This window comes from Leptotrichia wadei (assembly GCF_007990445.1).
In the GTDB taxonomy this organism is placed as follows: Bacteria; Fusobacteriota; Fusobacteriia; order Fusobacteriales; family Leptotrichiaceae; genus Leptotrichia; species Leptotrichia wadei_A.
The window spans coordinates 467585-491063 of sequence record NZ_AP019841.1 but is presented as its reverse complement, the minus strand read 5'-3'; the positions used below and the strand labels follow the sequence as shown (position 1 = coordinate 491063).

15 protein-coding genes and 1 pseudogene are annotated in these 23479 nt (G+C 31.2%); all 16 read right to left on the bottom strand.

What is annotated here, in order from left to right:
- Positions 1-16: 16 nt before the first annotated feature.
- Positions 17-3028, bottom strand: a complete 3012-nt coding sequence (gene recJ / locus FVE74_RS02435; protein WP_147003041.1) for a single-stranded-DNA-specific exonuclease RecJ — start codon at positions 3026-3028, stop codon at positions 17-19.
- A gap of 163 nt (positions 3029-3191) precedes the next feature.
- Positions 3192-4031, bottom strand: a pseudogene (locus tag FVE74_RS02430) (RNA-guided endonuclease InsQ/TnpB family protein); the annotation flags it as partial.
- A gap of 377 nt (positions 4032-4408) precedes the next feature.
- A complete protein-coding gene (lsa(C), locus tag FVE74_RS02425; RefSeq protein WP_147003040.1) occupies positions 4409-5887 on the bottom strand; it encodes an ABC-F type ribosomal protection protein Lsa(C) in 1479 nt (492 codons plus the stop codon).
- Positions 5888-5959: 72 nt separating this feature from the next.
- Positions 5960-6205, bottom strand: coding sequence for a transposase family protein (locus FVE74_RS02420; protein WP_147003039.1), 246 nt, complete (start codon positions 6203-6205; stop codon positions 5960-5962).
- Positions 6178-6276 carry a hypothetical protein gene (locus FVE74_RS12270; RefSeq protein ID WP_370464642.1) on the bottom strand — a complete coding sequence of 33 codons (99 nt, stop codon included), beginning with the start codon at positions 6274-6276 and terminating at the stop codon, positions 6178-6180. Before FVE74_RS12270 ends, FVE74_RS02420 begins: the two co-directional genes overlap by 28 nt.
- 206 nt (positions 6277-6482) lie before the next feature.
- Positions 6483-10052 carry a pyruvate:ferredoxin (flavodoxin) oxidoreductase gene (nifJ, locus tag FVE74_RS02410; protein WP_147003038.1) on the bottom strand — a complete coding sequence of 1190 codons (3570 nt, stop codon included), beginning with the start codon at positions 10050-10052 and terminating at the stop codon, positions 6483-6485.
- Positions 10053-10255: 203 nt separating this feature from the next.
- Positions 10256-11095, bottom strand: a complete 840-nt coding sequence (locus FVE74_RS02405) for a sulfate ABC transporter permease (protein WP_147003037.1) — start codon at positions 11093-11095, stop codon at positions 10256-10258.
- 14 nt (positions 11096-11109) lie between these two features.
- Positions 11110-11958, bottom strand: a complete 849-nt coding sequence (gene cysT / locus FVE74_RS02400) for a sulfate ABC transporter permease subunit CysT (protein ID WP_147003036.1) — start codon at positions 11956-11958, stop codon at positions 11110-11112.
- Positions 11959-12079: 121 nt separating this feature from the next.
- Positions 12080-13327 (bottom strand): RNA-guided endonuclease InsQ/TnpB family protein, encoded by a 1248-nt coding sequence (locus FVE74_RS02395; RefSeq protein WP_147003035.1) that lies wholly within the window; start codon positions 13325-13327, stop codon positions 12080-12082.
- A 438-nt stretch (positions 13328-13765) separates the two neighbouring features.
- Complete coding sequence (locus tag FVE74_RS02390) at positions 13766-14791, bottom strand: sulfate ABC transporter substrate-binding protein (protein ID WP_147003034.1); 1026 nt, start codon at positions 14789-14791, stop codon at positions 13766-13768.
- A 37-nt stretch (positions 14792-14828) separates the two neighbouring features.
- Positions 14829-16514, bottom strand: coding sequence for a sulfate adenylyltransferase subunit 1 (locus FVE74_RS02385; RefSeq protein WP_147003033.1), 1686 nt, complete (start codon positions 16512-16514; stop codon positions 14829-14831).
- Complete coding sequence (gene cysD / locus FVE74_RS02380; protein ID WP_147003032.1) at positions 16514-17416, bottom strand: sulfate adenylyltransferase subunit CysD; 903 nt, start codon at positions 17414-17416, stop codon at positions 16514-16516. The genes FVE74_RS02385 and cysD overlap by 1 nt, the downstream gene beginning before the upstream one ends.
- 536 nt (positions 17417-17952) lie before the next feature.
- Complete coding sequence (locus FVE74_RS02375) at positions 17953-18282, bottom strand: 4Fe-4S dicluster domain-containing protein (RefSeq protein ID WP_147003031.1); 330 nt, start codon at positions 18280-18282, stop codon at positions 17953-17955.
- The gene (locus FVE74_RS02370; RefSeq protein WP_147003030.1) at positions 18266-20008 is read right to left on the bottom strand and encodes an adenylyl-sulfate reductase subunit alpha; all 1743 of its coding nucleotides are present in this window, start codon (positions 20006-20008) and stop codon (positions 18266-18268) included. The genes FVE74_RS02375 and FVE74_RS02370 overlap by 17 nt, the downstream gene beginning before the upstream one ends.
- A gap of 451 nt (positions 20009-20459) precedes the next feature.
- Positions 20460-21524: a sulfate/molybdate ABC transporter ATP-binding protein gene (locus tag FVE74_RS02365; protein ID WP_147003029.1), complete on the bottom strand. Its 1065-nt coding sequence runs from the start codon at positions 21522-21524 to the stop codon at positions 20460-20462.
- Positions 21525-21561: 37 nt separating this feature from the next.
- Positions 21562-23271 (bottom strand): nitrite/sulfite reductase, encoded by a 1710-nt coding sequence (locus FVE74_RS02360; protein ID WP_147003028.1) that lies wholly within the window; start codon positions 23269-23271, stop codon positions 21562-21564.
- Positions 23272-23479 lie beyond the last annotated feature (208 nt).

Sequence of the window (23479 nt, the reverse complement as noted above, 5' to 3'; positions counted from 1 at the left end):
CATTTTCTCCTTATTTTCATAAAATCTCATTAACTGAATAATCAGAAAAAATTTTTTCTCCATCTTCCAATAATTTTTTCAACTTAATTTTTTTCTCAATCGGCAAATATTCCAAAAAAATATTTTTTGCATTTTTTCTTTCCTTTTTTGTAGAATCCTGTAAAAATACTACATTTTCAGGCACTTCAATTTGAATATTCAGCTCTTTAATATTACTTTCATCGAAATTTTCAGTTTTTATCATAAAATTTTCAGAATTTACTATTACACAAAATCTTTTTCCAAATTCTTGATTTTCTTTTTCATCTTCAATTTCATTTTCACCTAAATTTTCCTGATCTTCACTTTGATTTTCTGCCTGACTATTTTTTAATTCAATTCCTTCGATTTTCTTATATTCCAGCTGTTTCAACTCTTCCTTAGTTTCAAAACTTTCGCTATTTTCATTAACTTCAGAACTTTGAACATTTTCATCAATCTCATAATTAATTTCATTTTGCAGGCTAAAATCCGACTTTATAATATTTTCCAGCTCTTGTGTATCTTTATAATTGTAAAACAATGTAAATGGATAATCATTTTCCGAATATTCTTCATTTATGTCAAAATACGATTTTATAAAATTATTAAAAGCTGGCTTCTTTTCTGAACTTATTACAATCTGACTTTTTTTATTAGTTGTTTTTTTATAATAAATCCCAATTGTAAGCAAAAAGTTCTCAAAGTTCGACATTTTATATTTATACTTTTCATCTTCATTAAATATATTTTTTACAATCAAGTTTTTATTTTGTCTGAAAAATTGGGAAAGTAAATTTTTAGTTTGAGTATTATATTCCATTTTTCCAATCAGAAATTCCTTTATTTTCCTAAAAATTCCAACCTGTGTATGATCGTAGCATTTAAAGCTGTAATCCCTTTTTATCAAAATATTTACAATGCTATGACTGGCAGCCTGCTTCACATCTTCAATTTTCACAGTAAAATTCCAATTATAATACTGATTCAATAGTATTAACAGATTTGAAACACTGTAATCAAGCCGTCCAATAAATTTTCTCCCCTGAAAAAGTGAAACTTGATCAAATTCCATTTTCATCGTAATTTTCTTTTCTAAATCCAGCTCAATATTTGTATAAAAAATTGACTTCATTGGAAAAGATGTATTAAAAAGAGAATGATAATAGGAAAAAGTATCATCTTTTAACTGTGACACCTTTACATCCTCAATATACACCTTTGTATAATATCTATCTTGAAACATTTCTGTCTTTAACTTGTAAACAATATCATAAAACAGATTTTCATTCAGTTTCTTAAAATATTCTCCAGAATTGAACCAGACAGCATTTCTGCTAAAAAATCCTTTCTGCTTTATGTCAAACATTATATGATTCTTATTTTCTCCAATGAACTTTATATTTTCAAAAAGTACATTATTTGTCCTAAAAGTTGGCATTGGATTTCCGAAGCCAAACGGCTTTAAAAGTTCTATCACTTGAAAAAATTCATAAGAAACCTTTTGAATCGGAATTTGCTTGTCAATTTCTATTATTTTCACAAAATCCTCTTCCTTCAGTTTTGTCTTTGCAAATTTATTAATTTTTTCCTTAAATAATTCCAAATTTTTTATTCCAATCGTAAATCCAGCCGCTCCAGAATGTCCTCCAAACTTCAAAAAAAGTTCAGGCATCGACTGCAACGCCTCCAAAATATTAAAATTCCCGATACTTCGGCAAGATCCAACTGCTATCCCTTCATCTTCCTTCACTTCAATAATAATCGCAGGCTTGTAATATTTATCCACAATTTTGGAAGCCGCTATACCAATTACTCCGTGGTGATATTCAGGTGAATAGTCTACAATTACATAATCTTCCTTCAAATCGTTTTCTTCAATATGCTTTTCCACTTTCTCCACAATTTCATTCTGCAGTTCTTTCCGCTCAAAATTCTTATTGATAAGTTCCTTTACGATTATCTCAATTTCCCTGTCATTATCAGAAATTAGCAGTTTTACAACCATTTTTGCATCTTTTAACCTTCCAGCCGCATTAAAGACAGGCGCTATGATAAAGCCCACATCATACGAATTGTATTCAGTTTTCTCATTAAAATCCGAATTTTGGGTACTAAACAGCTTGTAGAGCAAAAATCTAAGCCCCTTATTTTTAGAACGGCTAAGCTGCTCCAGACCAAATTTTGTCAAAATCCTGTTTTCCTCCACCAGCGGCACAATGTCTGCAACTGTTCCAATCGCCACCAAATCAAGATATTTATATGCTTTTGCCTTTTTCCCGATTCTTTCATAAAGACAAAGAATTACCATGAAAATAGTCCCAACTCCCGCCAGAAACTCAAATGAAAATTCATTTTCAAAACGTTTTGGATTAACAACTGCAACAGCAGCCGGAACTTTTCCGCCATGCAAATTATGATGATCTGTAATAATTATCGGCAAATCTATAGAATTTGCAAATTCCACTTCCGGAAATGCCGTAATCCCGCAATCTACAGTAATTACTAAATCTGCCCCCGAATCTTTTATTTTCTTCAAAGCCTCGTTATTCAGACCATATCCTTCATCCCGAATCGGAATATAATAATTCACATTTTCAGCCCCAAGCTCCTTTAGTGCCATATACAAAATCGAAGTTGAAGTAATCCCATCTACATCATAATCCCCAAATATCCAGATATTTTTCTGCTCCTCTATTGCTCTTTCAATTTCCAAAACCGTCTTTTCCATATCCTGCAGCCCATAAGGATCTTGAATATTCTCCATTTTAGGATTTAAAAACTCAATCACTTCCTTCTCAGTTGTTATGCCCCGTGAATAAAGTATTTTCAAAATATCATTATCAATCAGGGAACTCAAATTTGAATTTTCCATAATTTGTTTTTTATTTCCGCTTTTTTTTATCCTTTTTGTTTTATCATCAAAATTTTGTTTATTGTCCCTTTCAATATATTCCCTTTCCTGTCGTGGATTAGGAATAATTTTTTCAGCCCATTTAGTTCTTCTCATAATTTTTCCCCTCTTATTTTAAACTTTATTTTTATAATTACAACTTTCCCTGTGAACTACTCCCACTTTTAGAAGCGGGAACTTCTTGGGAAGTACCTGCTTTTGCTAGCCAAATATATTTACCAAGCTCTTCGGACAGTCCCTGCCCTGTTTTTTTATTTTCCTAATATTCCAACATCAATTTTCCAATGTTTTTTATATTCAGTGCCGCATTGTAATCTCTATCAATTTCAATCCCACAGCACTCACATTTATAACTTCTTTCTGATAATTTCAGTTCCTCTTTAATATTTCCACATCTACTACAAGTTTTCGATGATGGAAACCACTTATCTATCTTCAAAAATTGCTTTCCTAAAAACATCAGTTTATACTCAAGCATTCTCAAAAACATTCCCCATCCATTATCTCCTACACTTTTTCCAAAATTTAATGTTTGACTCATCCCTTTCATATTCAAATCCTCAACAACCACAGCATTGTATTCTTCAGACAATTTTTTCGATAATTTATGCAAAAAATCCCTTCGACAATTTTTGATATACTCATGCAATCTTGATATTTTCATTTTTTGTTTATACCAATTTTTAGAAAATTTCACTTTTCTTGATAACGATTTCTGTAATTTTTTCAATTTTTTCTCCAACATCCTAAAGTATTTTGGATAATCAGCCCTTTGGTTTTCAGAGCTAACAAATAATTCAGACATTGAAAAATCAAGTCCAATCACTTTATCATTACTTGGCATTTTTTGAATTTCTTTTTCAAATTCTGTCAAAACAGAAACATAGTAATTTCCATTACTATTTGTCAATGTTACCGACTTTATTCTATAATCCTTCGGTATTTCTCTATGATATTTCAATTTAATTTTTTTTAATTTTGGCAAAACTAAATATTTATTTTCCTCAATTCGTATCGAATTGTTCACACAATTTGTCGTGTAACTTTTAACATTATTCTTTTTAGATTTGAACCTTGGAAACTTCGCTCTCTTTTGAAAGAAATTCGTAAACGGCTGTACTTTTCTTTATCTGCATTCCCCTTAAATTCATCAAGGTATACAGTTTCATAGTCCAGTTTTTTTATTTTGACATCTTTTATTTCAGGTCTGAATGTGGTAAAATTATTTTTCGTAAATACAAATTCCTTTCTTATGTCTTTTTGGCAAAAACATAATACTATGAATTTGTTATTTATGCTATTTTTCTATTTCTTTTTCAACCCCATATATATTATAGAACCAGTTTTATTTTTAATATATTGAAAATAATAATAAAAAACTTTTATTTTATCTAAAATTATAAGTTTCAATGAAAGTTCTATGTAATTTTTTTATTTAATTATTTTACTTCGATAAATTGGGATTTGTTATTTAGTTTATAATCGTATTATTTTATTAGCTATATCTTCTACAAACCTCTTATCATGCTCCACAAATATTAGTGTAGGCTTTGCTTCTTTTATAATTTCCTCAATCTGTATTCTCGATATTACATCTATATAATTCAGCGGTTCGTCCCAAACAAATAAATGAGCTGGTTTTGACAAACTTGCAGCAATTAAAACTTTCTTTTTTTGTCCATCGCTATAGTTCTTCATATCCATTTCAAATAATTCTCTTGCAAAATCTAATTTCCTAAGAATTGTTTTGCACAATGTTTCATCAACACCTTGCTTATGAATATACTCATTTAGGCTTCCTGTTAAATTAGATGTGTCTTGAGGAATATACGATATTTTTAAATTACTTGCTAATTTTACATCACCTGTATACTCATGATTTAGACCTAATAAAATTTTAATCAAGGTTGATTTTCCACTACCATTACATCCATATATGGCTACTATATCACCTTGTTTTATCTCAAAGCTTACATTACTTAATATCTGTCTTTCTCCATAGTATAATGATAAATCGCAAACTGATATTAGAGGATTTTTGTGATGATGTAATGAATGCAATAATAGACTTTCCTTTATTTCAATATCTTTTAGTAAATTTTGTTTTTCTTCTATTGCCTTATTTTGTCTATTCTCCAAATTCTTAGATTTTTTCATCATCTTGGCTGACTGATGACCTATACGTCCTTTGTCTGGTTTTACACCTGATACTTTTACACCATTTTTAGTATTTTCAATTTTATCAGACCAAATTTGACTTTGTCTTGCAGCTTCTTTTAATCGTTTAATATCTTTTTTTAATTTCTCGTTTTTACTGATTTCAAATTGGTCTTTCATCAATTTATTTTCATACCATGATGTAAAATTTCCTGATTGGACATCAATAGAATTCCTGTTAATAGAAATTACATGATTGATACACCCATCTAAAAAATCTCTATCATGAGATATAAGCAAAAAACCTTTTTTATTTTTCAGATATTCACTTACAACTTTTCTTCCGTCCATATCTAAATGGTTTGTTGGTTCATCAATAAGTAAAAATCCATCTTCCTTTGTAAATAAAATCGCCAAAAGAATTTTTGTTTGCTCTCCTTTAGAGAGCATTTCAAACTCTCTATAAATAAGATTTTCATCTATATTTAGCAAGTTAAGTTCTCTAAATAGTTTCCATTCTTCCTCATCTGATATTAGTTCTTTATATAACTCAATTCCTAATTTTGAAGCATCACTTATATTGGGTGGGAATTTAATAAAGTCAACGCTTTTGCTGATTTTCCCTTTATAAACTTCTTTGTTTAAAAGTAGCTTAAACAGTGTTGATTTTCCAATTCCGTTTCTTCCTATTAACCCTGTTTTCCAGTTCGTATCAAATGAAAATGATACATTATCAAATATAGGTTTTACATAGCCATAATATGAGAAAGTGAGGTTTTCAATTTTAATTGTTGACACAAAAACACCCCCTCAAATTCATAATTTATCTTTTTCTTATTCGTTCATCATATCACTTTTCTAATTCTTATGTCAATCAGAAGAATTAGTTAATCTAAATTCATCAAAGTATACAGTTTCATAGTCCAGCTCCTTATGAGGAACTTCAATGTCATGAAATATCCTCATGACAGTTGATATGCTTGTATTTTCTTCCCTTCCTATTTGAGTGAATGACTTCATCTCAGAAAGTTTTTTTCTTATCTCATCCTTGACTTCGTTTGAGATGCTGCAGTTCCTGTCCACAATACCTATTGAGGAAGTTGTCCTTTTTTGCATATAGGACAGACATACCTCTGTTTTTCTATATGGAGGATAACTTTCCTGTTTCCATAACTGAGGCTTCTTATTGAAAGCCTACGACTTCTTGCTATTTTTTTGTTAAATATTCAAATTAATAAATTATTTACCTGAATACTTAATAATTTTACCACATTTTTTTATCAAAATAAATGCTGCTCATCTTAAATATTTTACCCAAATAATAAAATCCCCTAAAATAAAGGGGATTTTTATATTAAAAATTTTAAATTTTATTTTAATCAAAATTATATACTTATTCTTCTATTGAATAATCCATTGCCGCCATACGTTTATAATAATTCCAGTTATCCTTAGCATTTTTCAAATTTGTTTCCAGCAATTCTTTTGCCTTTTCAGGAAATTCTGCAGCCAAAGTTGCATATCTTCTTTCTCCTAGTAAAAATTCTTCATATTTTTCCCAAGCTGGATTTCTTGTATCCAATTGCAATGGATTTTTACCTTTTTCTGCTAATCTTGGATCAAATCTGAAAATTGGCCAATATCCTACTTCTGTTGCCAGTTTTTCTTCTGTCTGGAATTTACCCATACCAGCTTTTATACCATGTTCAATACAAGGTGAATAAGCTATTATTATTGATGGTCCTGGATATGCTTCGGCTTCCCTTATCGCTTTTAATGTTTGGTTCTGATTTGCTCCCATTGACACCTTAGCAACGTAAATATTTCCATAAGTCATTAATATTGCAGCTAAATCTTTTTTCTTGGCTGGTTTTCCTGAAGCTGCAAATTTTGCAACTGCTCCAGTTCTTGAAGATTTTGATGATTGCCCTCCTGTATTTGAGTAAACTTCTGTATCAAGTACAAGTATGTTTACATCATCTCCTGAAGCTAGAACATGGTCAAGTCCGCCAAATCCTATGTCATAGGCCCATCCATCTCCACCAAACATCCAGATAGATTTTTTGATTAAGTATTGTTTTAATTCTAATATTTCAGAAATATTATTTTTTACTTTTTCATTTGTGTTTTCAGAATTTTCTTTTTCTAATGCTGCTACTAATTCATCACGAATTTCTGTAGTTTTATCTCCATCATCAAAGTTTTCTTCAAATGAAATAAATAATTCTGCAAGTTTAGGTGAAACATATTCTTTTATTTCTCCCATTCTCTTCAAAATTCTGTGTCGAATTGTATTTATAGCCTGAAACATTCCGTATCCATATTCAGCATTGTCTTCAAATAGTGAAGATGCCCATGCAGGTCCGCAACCATTTTGAGCAGTTGTATATGGTGTTGAAGGAGTAGAAGCGCCATAAATTGAAGAACATCCAGTTGCATTTGCAACCATCATTCTTTCTCCAAATAACTGTGTCACCAACTTGATATACGGTGTTTCTCCACAACCAGCACAAGCTCCGGAAAATTCAAATAGCGGTTTTGCAAACTGTGAACCTTTTACTGTATTTTTTCCTAAAATTTTATCTTTATAAAAAACATTGTTAAATAAATAATCTGTATATTCAATTTCATTTTTCTCAATTTGAGATTGAGTAGATTTCATGACAATCGCTTTTCCACGTGGTGCAGGACACACATCCACACAGGCACTGCATCCTGTACAGTCCAAAGGCGATACTTGAATTTTATAGTTCAACTCATTCATTCCACGTCCCAAAGCCTTTATTGTTGGCATTCCTTCAGGAGCTTTTGCCATTTCTTCTTCATCTAATAAAAATGGTCGTATTACAGCGTGCGGACAAACGTAGGCACATTGATTACATTGTATACACATATCTGGTTGCCATTCTGGTACTTCTGACGCTACTCCTCTTTTTTCGTAATTTGCAGTTCCTGGTTGGAAAGTTCCGTCTACCATTCCTGTTTCTATAATTGATGAAACTGGTAATTCGTTACCTTTCATATGGTTAATTGGGTCTACTATTTTCTTGATAAATTCAGGTTTTGCTGCTTCGATAATTTGTTCGTTTACTTCAAGATCTGCCCATTCTGGTAATACTTCTACTTGCTCTAAACCATCAATTCCTCTGTCAATAGCATTCCAGTTTTTTTGAACTACATCTTTTCCTTTTCTTCCATAACTTTTTTCTGCATATTCTTTCATATACTCTTTTGCTTCTTCGTGCGGAATTACTTCTGAAAGATAGAAAAATGCCGATTGCATAATTGTATTTGTTCTGTTTCCTAATCCAATTTCTTTAGCTAATTTTGTAGCATTTATAATAAAAAATTTAATTTTTTTTCTAGCTAACTCTCGTTTAATTTCATTTGGTATGCTTGGAATTAATCTTTCTTTATCCCAAATTGTGTTTAATAGGAATGTTCCTCCTTCTTTTAATCCAGAAATCATATCATATTTTCCAAGGTATGCAGGTGCTGAACAAGCTACAAAACCTGGTCTTGTAACTAAGTAAGTTGAATGAATTGGATCTTTACTGAATCTCAAATGTGATCTTGTCACTCCTCCTGCTTTTTTAGAATCGTACGCAAAATAACCTTGTGCATACAAGTCTGTCTTATCTCCAATAATTTTTATTGAATTTTTATTAGCTCCTACAGTTCCATCTGAACCAAGTCCGTAAAATAAGCACTCTTTCACATCTTCGTTTCCTGTGAAAACTTCTTCTTCAAGTGCAAGTGATGTAAATGTAACGTCATCAACAATTCCTATTGTAAAATTATTTTTAGGCTCTTTTTGTGCAATATTTTTGAATACTGCTACAATTTGTTCAGGTGTTGTATCTTTTGATGACAATCCGTATCTTCCACCTACAATTTCAGGTGCATTTTCTTTTCCGTAATAAAGTGCTTTTACGTCCATGTATAATGGCTCTCCTAATGCTCCTGGCTCTTTTGTTCTGTCAAGTACGGCAATTTTTTTCACGCTTTTTGGCATTGCATCGAAGAAATATTTGCTTGAAAAAGGTCTGTATAAGTGAACATTTAGCACTCCTACATTTTCTCCTTTTTTATTTAAATAATCTACGACTTCTTTGATTGTTTCATTTACAGAACCCATTGCAACAATAACTCTTTCGGCGTTTTCGGCTCCGTAATAAACAAATGGTGCGTAATATCTTCCTGTTTTTTCGCTAATTTTTTTCATGTAATCGTTTACGATATCAGGTACAGCTTCATAAAATTTATTTTGAGCTTCTCTTGCTTGGAAATAAATATCATCATTTTGTGCTGTTCCTCTTGTTACTGGTTTTTCTGGATTCAATGCTCTTTCTCTAAATTCTCTAACTGCTTTTTTATCAAGTAAACTTTCAAGAAAATCGTAATCCATAACTTCCACTTTATTTATTTCGTGTGATGTTCTGAAACCATCAAAAAAGTGCATAACAGGGACTCTTGATTTAATTGCTGCTAAATGTGCGATTCCTGCTAAGTCCATTACTTCTTGAACCGAGCTTGTTGCAAGCATTGTCCAACCTGTCATTCTTGCTGAATAAATATCTTGATGATCTCCAAATATTGATAATGCCTGTGTTGAAATAGCCCTTGCTGCTACATGCATTACTCCTGGTAGCAATTCTCCTGCTATTTTGTACATATTAGGTATTTTCAATAGTAATCCTTGAGATGCAGTAAATGTCGTAGTTAAAGCTCCAGCTTGTAACGAACCGTGTACAATTCCTGCTGCTCCGGCTTCTGACTGCATTTCTACAACTTTCACTTGTGTTCCGAATAAGTTTTCCTTCCCGTATGATGCCCATTGGTCTACATGCTCTGACATAGTTGATGACGGAGTGATTGGATAAATTCCAGCAACTTCCGTAAATGCATAAGCTATGTGAGCTGCAGCTTGGTTACCATCCATTGTTTTCATATTTTTTGTCATTTTTCCCTCCAAAATTAAGAAATTTTATAACTATTTTACTTTAATAGTAACGCCGTTTTGAAATCAAACTTAAAAGCTACGGCTATTTATTCAAATTTCTATTTTTCATTTGATTAATTTTTTAGAAATTTGAATTTGTTATAAAATTACAATTACATATACAATTATATATTTTCTAGTTCAAATTTGCAATTATTTTTTTATTAAATCCCTTTTTTAGCAGATTTATGTTCAACAATATTTTTAATAATCAAAATTATTATCGAAATAAGTACTAAAAGTGAAGATACTGCAAAAGCTGCTGTTATTGACTCTGATGAACCTGATAAATAAAGTGCGTCTATTTCTAGTGGCAATGTGAAAGTTCCTCCTCTTGCTTTTGAAAGTGCATTTACTGCACCAAATTCTCCTAATGCTCTTGCTGTACAAAGAATTATTCCATAAAGTAATCCCCATTTTATATGTGGTAATGTTATTTTTCTAAAAATTGTGAATCCATCTGCTCCCATTAGTGCCGCTGCCTCTTCCTCATCTTTTCCTTGCGCATTCAAGATTGGAACTATTTCCCTTGAAATAAATGGAAATGTCACAAAAACAGTTGCTAAAATTACTCCTGGAATTGCGAACACTATTTTTATATCTAATACAAAAAATTTATTCAATGCCGTAATATAAGGTGCTGCCCAACTCATTCTTCCAAAGGTCATAATGAAGGCAAGACCTGCGATTACTGGTGAAATTGAGAAGGGGATATCTATTAGCGTGGCTAAAATATGTTTCCCACGAAAAGAAAATTTTGTGAGAAGCCATGCTGCTGTTATTCCGAAAAAAGTATTTATAATTAGTGCTGAAATTGTTGCAATTATTGTCACTTTCAAGGCTGAAAGAACGTATTTGTCAGTTAGGCTTTTTATGTAAAATGCCCAGCCTTTTTGAAGTGAATTTATGATAATTGCTATTAGTGGCAATACTAGCATAATTCCAACAAATAGTACACTTATTGTTATTAATACATATTTTATCGTGTTATTTTTTTTATCCATTGCTTTCCCCTTCCCTAAATATTGTTTGTTCGCTTAAATTGGTTCATTTGAACTAAGTTTATTAAAAATAAAAGTATGAATGAAAATATTAGCATTACTAAAGCTATAACAGTTGCTGAAGGATAGTCAACATAATTTAATTTTTGCATAATTACGTAGGAAATAACTTGTGTATGCTCTTTTAGGCTGTTTCCTGAAATATAAATTACGCTTCCATATTCTCCAATTCCTCTCGAAAATGCAAGTCCAAATCCTGTCAAAAGTGCAGGTTTTATCTCTGGAAAAATTACTTTCCAAAAAGTTGTTTTTCTATCTGCACCTAATATGTACGCCGCTTCTTCGTACTGATTATCTAATTTTTCTAATATCGGCTGAACTGCCCTTACCACGAAAGGAATTCCAACGAAAATTAATGCAATTATTATTCCAATGTGAGTGTATGAAATTTTTATTCCAAATTTTGCAAAGTATCTTCCAACAATTCCAGTATCAGAATACATTTTTGAAAGCGTAATTCCTGCAACCGCAGTAGGCAAGGCAAAAGGCAATTCCAACATTCCATCTAAAAACCTTTTTCCAAAAAAATCGTATTTTACAAGTACCCACGCCAAAATTACTCCGAAAATACAATTTATAATGGCGGCAATGAATGAACAACCGACACTTGTAAAAAGTGCACTTAAAACTGCCTTTTCTGTTATAAGCTGCCAAAATTCAGAAGGTGACAATCGAAACGAATAGACTAATATTGAGGCTAGCGGTATCAATATTAAAATTGACAACATTGCCAGTGATATTCCAAATGTCAGTCCAAAACCTGGAATTATAGTTTTTTCTTTTCTTTTTAAAGCTAATATTTTCATTTTTCACTCCTTTCAATTAAAACCTTTTTATTTTTAATTTTCCTGAACCTCCCACGACTAAAGTCACAGGGTTCTAAAATCTTTAAAAACATTTAAAAATTTTCTAAGAAGTTTGATAGTCCTATGCTATCCTTATTCTTTTAGGCGTGTCCAGTTCACCTCTATTGTATAGGATGCTTAAATCCACAACTTTACTTTTTCTTAAAATATTTAATGCTCCATTACAATCTGCATTTAATTGATAACCTTTACTTGTTTGATATAGTCCTCTTTTTATTCTTTTTCCACTGAATATATATTCTTGTATATTTTCTTTATCGTATACTGGAATTATATCTCCATCAAAGAAACTTGCTTTCGATGTATAACTCTCTTCTTGCAGTTTAAATTCTATTCCATATAGTTTACATAGATATATTAATTTATCTCTTAATTTTCCATATGGTATATTTACAAAGTTCTGATTATTTATGCTTCCTATATTTGATTTTCTTTGAAAATCCTCATTATATCCTAGAACTAGTTTTCCTATATCATTATTAAGACAATAATTTACAATTATTCTTGCCACTTTTGAAAGATAATCATTTATACGATTATTTCTCTTTCTAGCTATTCTCTTTTGCCTTAATGTTGTGCGGGAGGTCTTTTGCTTATCTTTTATACTCTGTAATTTTGCATTTACCTTATTATAGTATTGATTTATTGATTTTAATTTTCTACCATCTATTATGAATGATGCTCCATTATTGGTTACACAAGTACAAAGATTATTTATCCCTAAATCAATTCCTAGTGCATTTTCTTTATTTAATTCCCTTTGAACTTCTTCTACCTCATAAATGTATTGAATTTCAAAGTACCTAGAATGTTGTTTAGGTATTATTCTAATCTCTTTTATCTTCTTGTCTTTTAATACTGGTGGTAGTTTAATTTTAATCTCCTGATGAGTTTTCTTAAACAAATTTGAATAAGGAACTATCAGAATACCATCTTTTAATCTTACAAAACCTATAACAAGAGTTGTAAATCCATCTTTAGCAAGATATTTAGGTAATTTTATTTTTTTATTATCATATTGACCATTTTTAGCAAGTTTTAAAAGTCCAAAAAATGATTTGAAACTTCCGTCTACTTCTTTTAGAATTTGTTGTGCCATATTAGAATTTAACTTCTTATAGTTTTCACTATTTTTAAGCATTTTATAGTTTTCACTATAACTTAAATACTTTTTCTTATTAAAATAATACTGTCTAATATTATATATAGCTTCATTAGTTAAGTTCTTGGCTATATGAGATAAATGTTTTAAATTCCTAAACTCCTTTTTACTAAGATGTTTTACCTGTTGTTTCAATGTTAAATACATATATAATCACCTCCTTTTCATCAGAGATATTATACCATGTATTCTACATTTTATCTGTCAAAAAAGTAATATTTTTTATTTATTTTTAAAGTTTTTAAAACCCCACAACAGTGGGAAGTGTCGTTCACATAAGTTCGCTACTACTTATGCAGTTCTCATGGCATATATACTCCTTAACAAATTAAGGAGATTAGCCTTGAACTTCTTGTTATCTCTAACAAGCACAGACTATATCTTATCCATATCCTATTTCAAGGACTTAGGCGAAACCACTTCCAATACCTATCGCTTGTATTGTACTCCCCTCACGAGGGATAGTCGTTGAACTTTCCTTTTCAGGATTAGCTGCTGATTGTCTATTATCATAATGTTTAGGATTTAACCTTAATTTTCGTACAATTCATCTCATGACTAAAGTTGCAAGTGTTCTTGCACTATTTAATAAATTTTATCAAATAAAGCACCTTCATTGAAAAATTTCTCATATGCTTTTTTCCATCCACCAAAATTATCTATTTTCGTCAATTTCATCTTTAAATCAAATTTATTTCCATATTTTTTTAAAACTTTTTGGTCATAAGGTCTATAACCGCTTTCAGCGATTATTTCTTGTGCCTTTTCAGAATATAGATATTTCAAGTATTCTGTGCTTATTTGATACGTTCCATCATTTTTTGCGATTTTATCGACTACTGCGACTGTCGGCTGAGCTAAAATACTCACACTTGGATAAACAATTTGATATTTGTCAGGATATTCCTTAACCGTTGCAATCGCCTCATTTTCCCATGCAATTAACACATCTCCCTGATTATTTTCCACAAAAGTTGTAGTCGCTGCCCTTGCTCCTGAATCCATTACAGCCACATTATCATAAATGCTCTTTACAAAATTTTTTATTTTATTTTCATCTTTTCCATATTTTTCAAGTCCATACGACCATGCTGCCAAAAAATTCCAGCAAGCTCCACCACTACTTTTTGGATCAGGTGTTATTACTTTTACTCCTTTTTTTACTAAATCGTTCCAATCCTTGATATTTTGTGGATTTTCTTTTCTTACAAGAAAAACGATTGTCGAGGTATACGGAGAAGAACTGCCTGGAAATTTATCTACCCAGCCTTTTTCTAGCAAATCTACTTTCTCAAGAAGTGCTACATCATTTTCCAAAGCTAATGTCACAACATCTGCATCAAGACCTTCAATTACTGAACGTGCTTGCGATCCTGACCCTCCGTGTGACTGGATAATATTCACATCCTTTCCATACTTTTCCTTGTAATATGCCTTAAACAGCCCATTATATCTCTCGTACAATTCACGGGTAGGATCATAGGAAACATTCACAATTTCCATTTTTTGCTTATTCTTCCCAATTTTACTGTTTTGTCGCATAATTCCCACAAAATAAAGTAAAATTATAATTGCAACAAATATCAATGGCACTTTCAGTTTTTTTAGCATATTTCCCTTTTCCTTTCCCTTTTTATTTAATAATTTTTTAAATCACGTAAAAACTATCTCCACTTACTATTCTTCTATAAGTCTCAAATTTTGCCCATTTTTTGTGAATTTCTACTTTATTTTTATTTTGATTATGGTCTGCAAGATAATTTTTCATATCTTCTCTAGTTTTTATCTGCAATCCAAATCCTGCTTCATCTAACACTGGAAGCCCTGTAAAGTGGTAATCTTCCAATTTCACAATATCAAAAATCTTACGATCTCTAACTAAAACTGCCGCTTCGCTTTCAAGTGAAATAATGTCAAAATATTGCGGATACTCGAAGCTATCTCCCATTTGAGGCACAATATCGCCTACATGATACGTTTTTTCTCCTGTTTCTTCTTTAGACATTCTCGCATTTTCAAAATCAAAATACAATTCTTCAAAAATATATCCACCAATTTTTATATCATTTTTTTCAAAATATGGTTTTTCCCCAGTCGTATCAATATTTTCCACTACTCCCGCAGCAGCCGTTTGATGAGAAAGTCTATCAATTAATATCAATTCTCCCAAAGTCTTATTTTTCTTAAACAAATCAACAATAACTTTATCTGAAAATTCAATTTTACAAAGAGCAATTTCATTTTTTGTAATACTTTGTGTTTTAATTTTTTCTCCAGTATTAACGTCAATTTTATAAACAATTTCCTTCAATATTGCAGGAAGTTTCTTCGTTCCAAGTTTTGCCAAATATTCTTTTCCTACAATTAACTTATCATCATCCATCCACAATAATGCAGCTTCAACCGATTTTGAAACTGTAAGATTTTTGTTTTTAGTAATAACAGAACCACGGCTCACGTCTACTTCTTTATCCAACTGAATTGTAACAGCTTGTCCTGAAAATGCCTCTTCCACACTTCTATCCCCATTCAAAATTGTTTTCACAGTCGCAGTCTCATTACTTGGCAACACAACAATTTCTTCTCCAACTTTTATAAAACCACTTTCAATTTGTCCTTGAAATCCTCTAAATTCATGATTTGGACGGCAAACTCTTTGAATTGGTACATAAAAATCAGAATTTTTAGTATCTTCTGTCACATCAACTGTTTCTAAATATTCTATAATGCTTTCTTCCTTATACCAAGGCATATTTTCCGATTTTTTAGTAACATTATCTCCTTCAGTTGCACTCACAGGAATTATTTTTATATTTTCTAATTCCAATTCTTTTGCCAATTCCTTCACTTCAGCGACAATTTTATTAAATTTCTCTTCGCTATAATTTGCTAAATCCATTTTATTTACTGCAAAAACGAAATGACGTATTCCGACCATTGAACAAATTCTTGCGTGTCTTCTAGTTTGAACAAGTACACCTTTTGTAACGTCCAAAAGCAAAATCGCAACTTCGGCAAATGAAGCTCCAACCGCCATATTTCTTGTATATTCTTCATGACCTGGCGTATCAGCCACAATAAAGCTACGTTTATTTGTGGTAAAATAACGATAAGCCACATCAATCGTGATTCCTTGCTCTCTTTCAGCCATCAATCCATCTAAAAGTAGCGAATAATCAATCGCTCCTCCACGTGATCCAACTTTACTATCTAAAATCAATGCTTCCTCTTGATCTGCATAAAGCAATTTCGAGTTATAAAGAATATTTCCAATCAATGTTGATTTTCCATCATCCACACTTCCACAAGTAATAAATTTTAATAATCTCACCATTAAAAATACCCCTCTCTTTTTCTTTTTTCCATGCTTGCTGCCCCACTATCTCTATCAATTACTCTACTTGTACGCTCAGATTCAACTGAACTCAATGTTTCATCAATTATTTCCTCCAAAGTTACAGCATCTGATTCCACAGCACCAGACAACGGATAATCTCCTAGCGTTCTAAAACGAACCATTTTAATTTCAGACTCTTCGCCTTCTTCCAATCGCATTCTCTCATCATCAACCATGATTAAATTTCCATCTCTTTCTACAACAGGACGTTCTGCTGCCGAATAAAGCGACACAATTGGTATATTCTCCCTTTGAATATATTCCCAAATATCTTTTTCAGTCCAATTAGAAATTGGGAAAACTCTAATACTTTCACCTTTACTAATCTCTGTATTGTAAAGTTTCCACATTTCTGGACGTTGATTTTTAGGATCCCATGCTTGTGCTGCATTTCTAAATGAGAAAATTCTTTCTTTAGCACGACTTTTTTCTTCATCTCTACGACCTCCACCAAATGCTGCCGTAAATCCATATTTATTAAGTGCCTGTTTCAACGCTTGTGTTTTCATAATATCAGTAAACGAAGATCCATGATCAAACGGATTAATATTTTTTTCAACTCCTTCAGGATTGATGTATTCAATCATTTCAATTCCAAGTTCTTTCGCCCTTTTATCACGAAAATTAATCATTTCCTTAAATTTCCAACCAGTATTTACATGTAGAAAAGGAAAAGGCGGTTTTTCAGGATAAAATGCCTTCATAGCCAAATGTAACATAACCGAGCTATCCTTCCCTATCGAATACAACATAACAGGATTTTCGCATTCAGCTGCAACTTCCCGAATAATGTATATCGCCTCTGCTTCCAATTCATCTAAGTGAGATAATTCATTCATATTATAAATCACCCTTTCTTTTTTTATTTTTTTAAACTTATGAATAAAAAAATTTAATATATTTTATTTTCTATATTATTGCACATCATATTTGTATAGTCAAGTGTATATACAATTTAATTTTACTTTGTAAATAGAATATTTTTTATATTAAAGTAATTTATTTTAAAAAAACTCACTACTCAGATTTAGAATAGTGAGAAAAAATACTGCTACATAGCATTATTTTGTATCAAAAAGAATAATACTATAATCAGTATTGTTATTTTTATATACCGTAGCATTTTTGCACCTCCTTTTTACGGAGATACTTAAAATAAGAGATCAAACTTATTTTTAAGCCACTTACATTATATAATAAAATTAATCTGAATTCTATAAAAACTCAAAAAATTATTTTTTTTATTAAAATTATTATTGTTTTTTTCTCTAAAATGTTGTATAATTAGTTTAAGAAAATACGTAGCATTTTTGAAAAAGATCAATTTAGGCTATCTCATAATTGAGGTAGCCATTTTTATTATTCATTATATTTATCAATATTTATTAGCATCTTTTCTATTTATATCAATTTCTTCTACAGTTCCATCTCTTTTTTCAATAATCCATTTTAGAATATCGCCTTCCTCTTTAGTCGTCATCGTACTTCCATTTCCACCAATATCTGCTCCGAGGAAAAATGAAATCGCCTGAACTGGACATTCCTTCACGCAGGAAACACATCCCCAGCAATCTTTTGGATATTGCATAACTGCCTTTTTGACCTTCATATCTTCAACTTTTTGCATCTCGATTAAAGTACCTGGACACACTTGCGTACATTTCGTACACCCAATACATTTATATGGATCAATTACTATGCTCATACTTGTCCTCCTTCACAATTTCCCTCGTAAATACTTCCAGCTCTCCATCAACCAATCTCGAATTTACATATTTAAAATAATTTTCATCGGTTTCAGGATAATCTAAATTTTCATTAAATGAATGCCATCTAGTTTCTTTTCTAAAGAAAAGATGTCCAATTAACGATTTACAAACCGTCAATCGCTCCTTCAATTCATAAACAAACATCAAATCATGCATATTATCTGCCGAAAGCTCATCAGAAAGCTCTATCAACTGATCAATTTTCTGCTTTGCCAGTTTCAATTGTTTCTCGTTAAACTGATAATTTGTCGATATTCCACCTGCATACTCATCCATAATTTTCTGCATTCCCTCTTCCATATCTTCAGTTGAAAATCTTCTAGCCTTCGTATTTCTAATTTTTTCATATTGTCCAATAATTTGTTTTTTTTGATTATCCAAAAAGTTTTCCACATTCTCATCAAGTTTTCCACAATTTTTTTCATCATTCAATTTTGAAATTATATCAAGTGCAGCAATTTCTCCTTCTGCCAACGCTCCTGTAACATATTTTTGTGGACAGCCTCCAGCTACATCACCTGCTGCATAAAGTCCTTTAATCGTTGTTTCTCTATTCGTATTTACCCAAAAGCCACTTGCAGTATGCCCTCCAACAATGTAAGGCTCCGTACCTTCGATTTCCACATCTTGCTCATTTGGATTTTTTCCACTTTCAATCCACTTCAATGTCTGACTTGGTGCCATATTCAAATATGCTTTTAACAAACTATCGCTTTCCTCTTCACTAATTCCACTCGTTTTCAAATAACAAGGCCCATTTCCAAGTTGATTTTCTCGCACAGTTCCATAAACACGCTCACTCGTTGTAAGTCCATATTTATCCTCATACACAAATCCTTTCGAATTTATCTGTTTTGCTCCGACTCCCTGAGCAATCGTCCCAACTGGTGCAATTGTATCCTTACATCTCAAAGCAATAAATCTCATTTCAAAAGTTGTCATCTCAGCTCCTGCCAAAATTCCCATCGCATATCCTGCTCCAGTGTTAAATGGCGGATACCACATTTTATGTCGTGAAAATCCAGGATTATTAGGCTTATAAAGTCCAGCCGCTCCTCCTGTCGAGATTATAACTTTTTTTGCCCTAATCACAAACGCTTCCTCTTTTTTTATAGAAAATCCAACAGCTCCATAAACTTTTCCATCTTTCACAAGCAAGTCCGTAATATTAAGCGTGTTCAAAACTCTCACATTTTTTGTCTTTTTCACCGCATCAGCAAGTATCGGCTTAAAATTTTCTCCATTTATTTTTATATTTCTGTTCCCACGTGCAACATATTCTCCATTTTCATCCTTCAAAATTACAAGTCCTAATTTTTCTACTTCAGCCGTAATTTCGTTAAATCTATTCGCTGCAGTAATTAGCAAGTCATTACGTACAATTCCATTCGCATCTTTTGTTGCATAATCCACATAATCTTGTGGCACACGCCCTTTTACATTGTAGGCATTTATCGCATTAATTCCAGCCGCAAGACATCCACTTCTTTTAATATTCGCCTTTTCAGCCACAATTACCGATAAATTGGAATTTTTTCCAAGTGTAATCGCCGCATAGCATCCAGCAGTTCCCCCACCAATAATCAATACATCCGTTTCTAATTCCTTTATTTTAAGTTTTTTTCTTTCCTTATTATTTTTATCATCCTTATTCTCTGCCATAAAATTACCTCTTTTATTAATTTTAATGATATTAACTACTCCATTCAATACTATTAAACTATATTATTTTTCTTTTTTTATTTATCAATATTTTATTTTAAAATCTTTTTAATCAAATTAATTTTCATAATTAAAAATGTCGTGATTTTTTTGAAATAAAAATTACTAAACACATTTATGTGTTTCTTTCGCCATAATCTTTATAATAAATTTATTTTGTAAAGTTTTATCAATTTTTATTTGCGAAAGTGAGCGAAGCAAGTTTAATTTTTGTTTTCAAAAAATGCTTAGACAAGCCGGGTTTGCAAGAGGGATGGCGACTGTTCCCCTTTGCTTTATAAAAAAGAAAAAACATAAAAATTACAGAAAAAATCTCTATTAATCATAATTTCTTTGAAAAAATTTATATAAAAATATTTTTAGATATTTAAAAAATCTTTTTTTATTTTTTTTAAATAACAACATCATTTTGATTTCTTGTATTTGCATTTTCCACAATTTCCACTTCCTCATTTTTCCCAAAAACATAGGCACGATATATGTAAATATTGACTTCTTCTCCTACAGATACCGTATCTTCTTCTATTTTTCGGTTTCCTTTTATCAAAATTCCGTTTATTCTTACACCAATTTCTACTTCTTTTCCACGAAATAAAGTGTATTCAACAATTCCAGTTTCTGTTGAGGCTGAGTATCTAAATTTTTCATTTGATTTTATAATACTTACATTTTCAGGGCGAATTATTGCTTTCTGACTATTTTCCAAATTTTCAAAGCCTTTAAATTTGTTTATATTTTCCAGTTCTATTGGATTTCCCATGAATTTTGCTACAAATGCAGTTTTAGGATTGGCATAGATTTCCTTTGGACTCCCAATTTGCTCGATTTTTCCCTTATTTGTTACAATAATCTCATCTGCCACTTCAATTGCTTCTTCCTGATCATGAGTCACAAAAATGCTTGTAATTCCCACTTTATCAATCGTTTCACGCAACCAGTTCCTAAGATCCTGCCTAACTTTCGCATCAATCGCCGCAAAAGGTTCATCAAGCAACAATATTTCAGGATTTGGAGCTAATGCCCTCGCAAAAGCCACTCTTTGTCGCTGTCCTCCCGAAAGCTGATTTGGATACCGTTTCCCAAGCCCTTTAATATTCACAAGTTCCATCAATTTTTCCACTCGCTCTTTAATAACCGACTTTTTCTCCTTCGCAATTTTCAATCCAAAAGCAATATTATCAAAAACCGTCATATAACGAAACAATGCATAATTTTGAAAAACGAAACCGATCCCTCTTTTACTAGGCGAAACATCATTCACGACTTTCCCGTCTATCACAATTTCCCCAGAATCAGGTGTTTCCAATCCAGCAATCATTCGCAAAATCGTAGATTTCCCACTTCCTGAAGGTCCTAATAATGCCACTAATTTCCCTTTTTTTATTCCTAAATTGATGTCATTTGACGCTTTATAGTCGTTATACATTTTGTTTATATTTTTTAATTCAACATACATAGATTCTCTCCTATAGATTCTCTCTTGCTTTTTTATTTTACCAAGCCTTTTCGGCATCAATTTTACGAAATTCATTAAAATCAACATTTTCTACTTCAATTTCTTTGTAATCTTCAATTAATCCAAGAAATCTATCTTCATTTGCAAATTTTTCAAATTCAATATTTTCATTTTTTATAATATTTGCAATATCTTCAAGAAAATATGGTATTTTGCTTGCTTTTATTTCTCCCACAATTTCATTTAGTTTTACAGTTTTACCTGTAAATTCTCCTCTTGCAAAAATTGCAAAATATTCTCCATCCTTTTTACGTCTTCCGCTAAATCCAAGACGTGCAATTTGAGGTGTTGCACATGAATTTGGACATCCAGCAATTCTTATTTGCGGCAAATAATTTGTAAGCTCTCTTTTTTCATCATTGTCAAAAAATTCAAAAATATAGTCTAAAATTGGCGGAGTATCTAAAATTCCAACATTACAAGTTGTACTTCCGATACAAGAATATGAACTGTAAAATTCATTTTCTCCGTAATATTTGCTCATAATTTCTTTTAATTTTAAAACATCTTCTTTTTTAAGTCCACGAACCAAAATACTTTGAAAACTTGTAAGTTTCAATTCAACTTTGTAATCCAAATTTTTTACAAATTCAATTAATTTTTCTCCATCTTCCTTATAAATATTTCCTCTCGCAGGTCTTAAATAATATCCATATTCTCCCTTATACTTTCCAGCCACAATATTTCTGTCGCTTTTTATAAATTCATCATTTTTAATGCTTTCATCTGTATTTTCTTCGCTAGAAAATAATTCTATTTTTTTCAATTTCTTTTCTTTATCTAAAATTTCTCTTTCATCAAGCAATTTTCTCGTATAAATCTTAAGGCTGTCCCCTTTTTCTGCATAAAAATTAGAAATATATTCGTTACACAATTCCAAAAATTTTTCTTCTCCCAAATTTAATAAAACATAACGAAGTCTTGCTCTTGCACGAATTTTACGATTTCCATGATCGTTAAACACACTTCTTATTGCATGTATGTAATACAAAAACTCATCTTCTTCAATAAATTCCCTTAAAACAATGGCATTAGTTGAAATCGGTCCAATTCCTCCGCCAACATACACACGAAATCCTTTTTTCCCATCTTGAATTACCGCTTGAAATCCAATGTCGTTTATTTTTACATAAAGCGAATTTTCTTCCTTATTTGAAAAAGCAATTTTATATTTTCTTGGCAAATGCATAAATGTTCGGCCGTCTAAAATATAATCTGTCGTAATTTTTGCATAAGGTGAAACATCAAAGACTTCTTCTTCAAATCCTGTTGTTTCCGGTGTAATTACCGCCCTAGTCGAATCTCCGCAAGTCGCTTTTGTAAAAAAGCCTCTTTTTGAAATAGTTTCCAGTAAATCTGGCAAATTTTCCCTTTTTATTCCATGCAGCTGAAAATCCTGCCTAGTTGTAAGATGAAGCCTCTTATCAGAGTATTTTTGCACAGTATCCAGCAAATACTCAAAATCTTCAATCTCAATTTTACTTTCAAAAAAACGAGGTCTTATCATAAATGTCCCTTTTTTTCTTCCCTCAGTATAAAGCGCAAATGAAGTTCTAACCGCATTCCATTCCTTTTCCTTTTCAGGATCAGTCAACGCTTCCCTTGTCAGATTTATAATAAAATCCAGCTCCTTTTTTTCTCTTTCTGCTTCATAATTTTCAATTTTCTCAAAATTATCCAGTTTCATCCTTCCACCATTCCTCTCTTTTTCTGCTCTTATCTTTTCTCTCCAATAAAATTTATTTTAAAAATTCTTGCTAAAATTCTAATATCCGATCTTAAAATTAACCTTTATTTATTTAATTATCAATATATTTGTATCTACAATTATATTTTAACATTTTTATAAAAAAACTTCCACAAATAATATTATTTTGATAACCAAAATTTTTGTT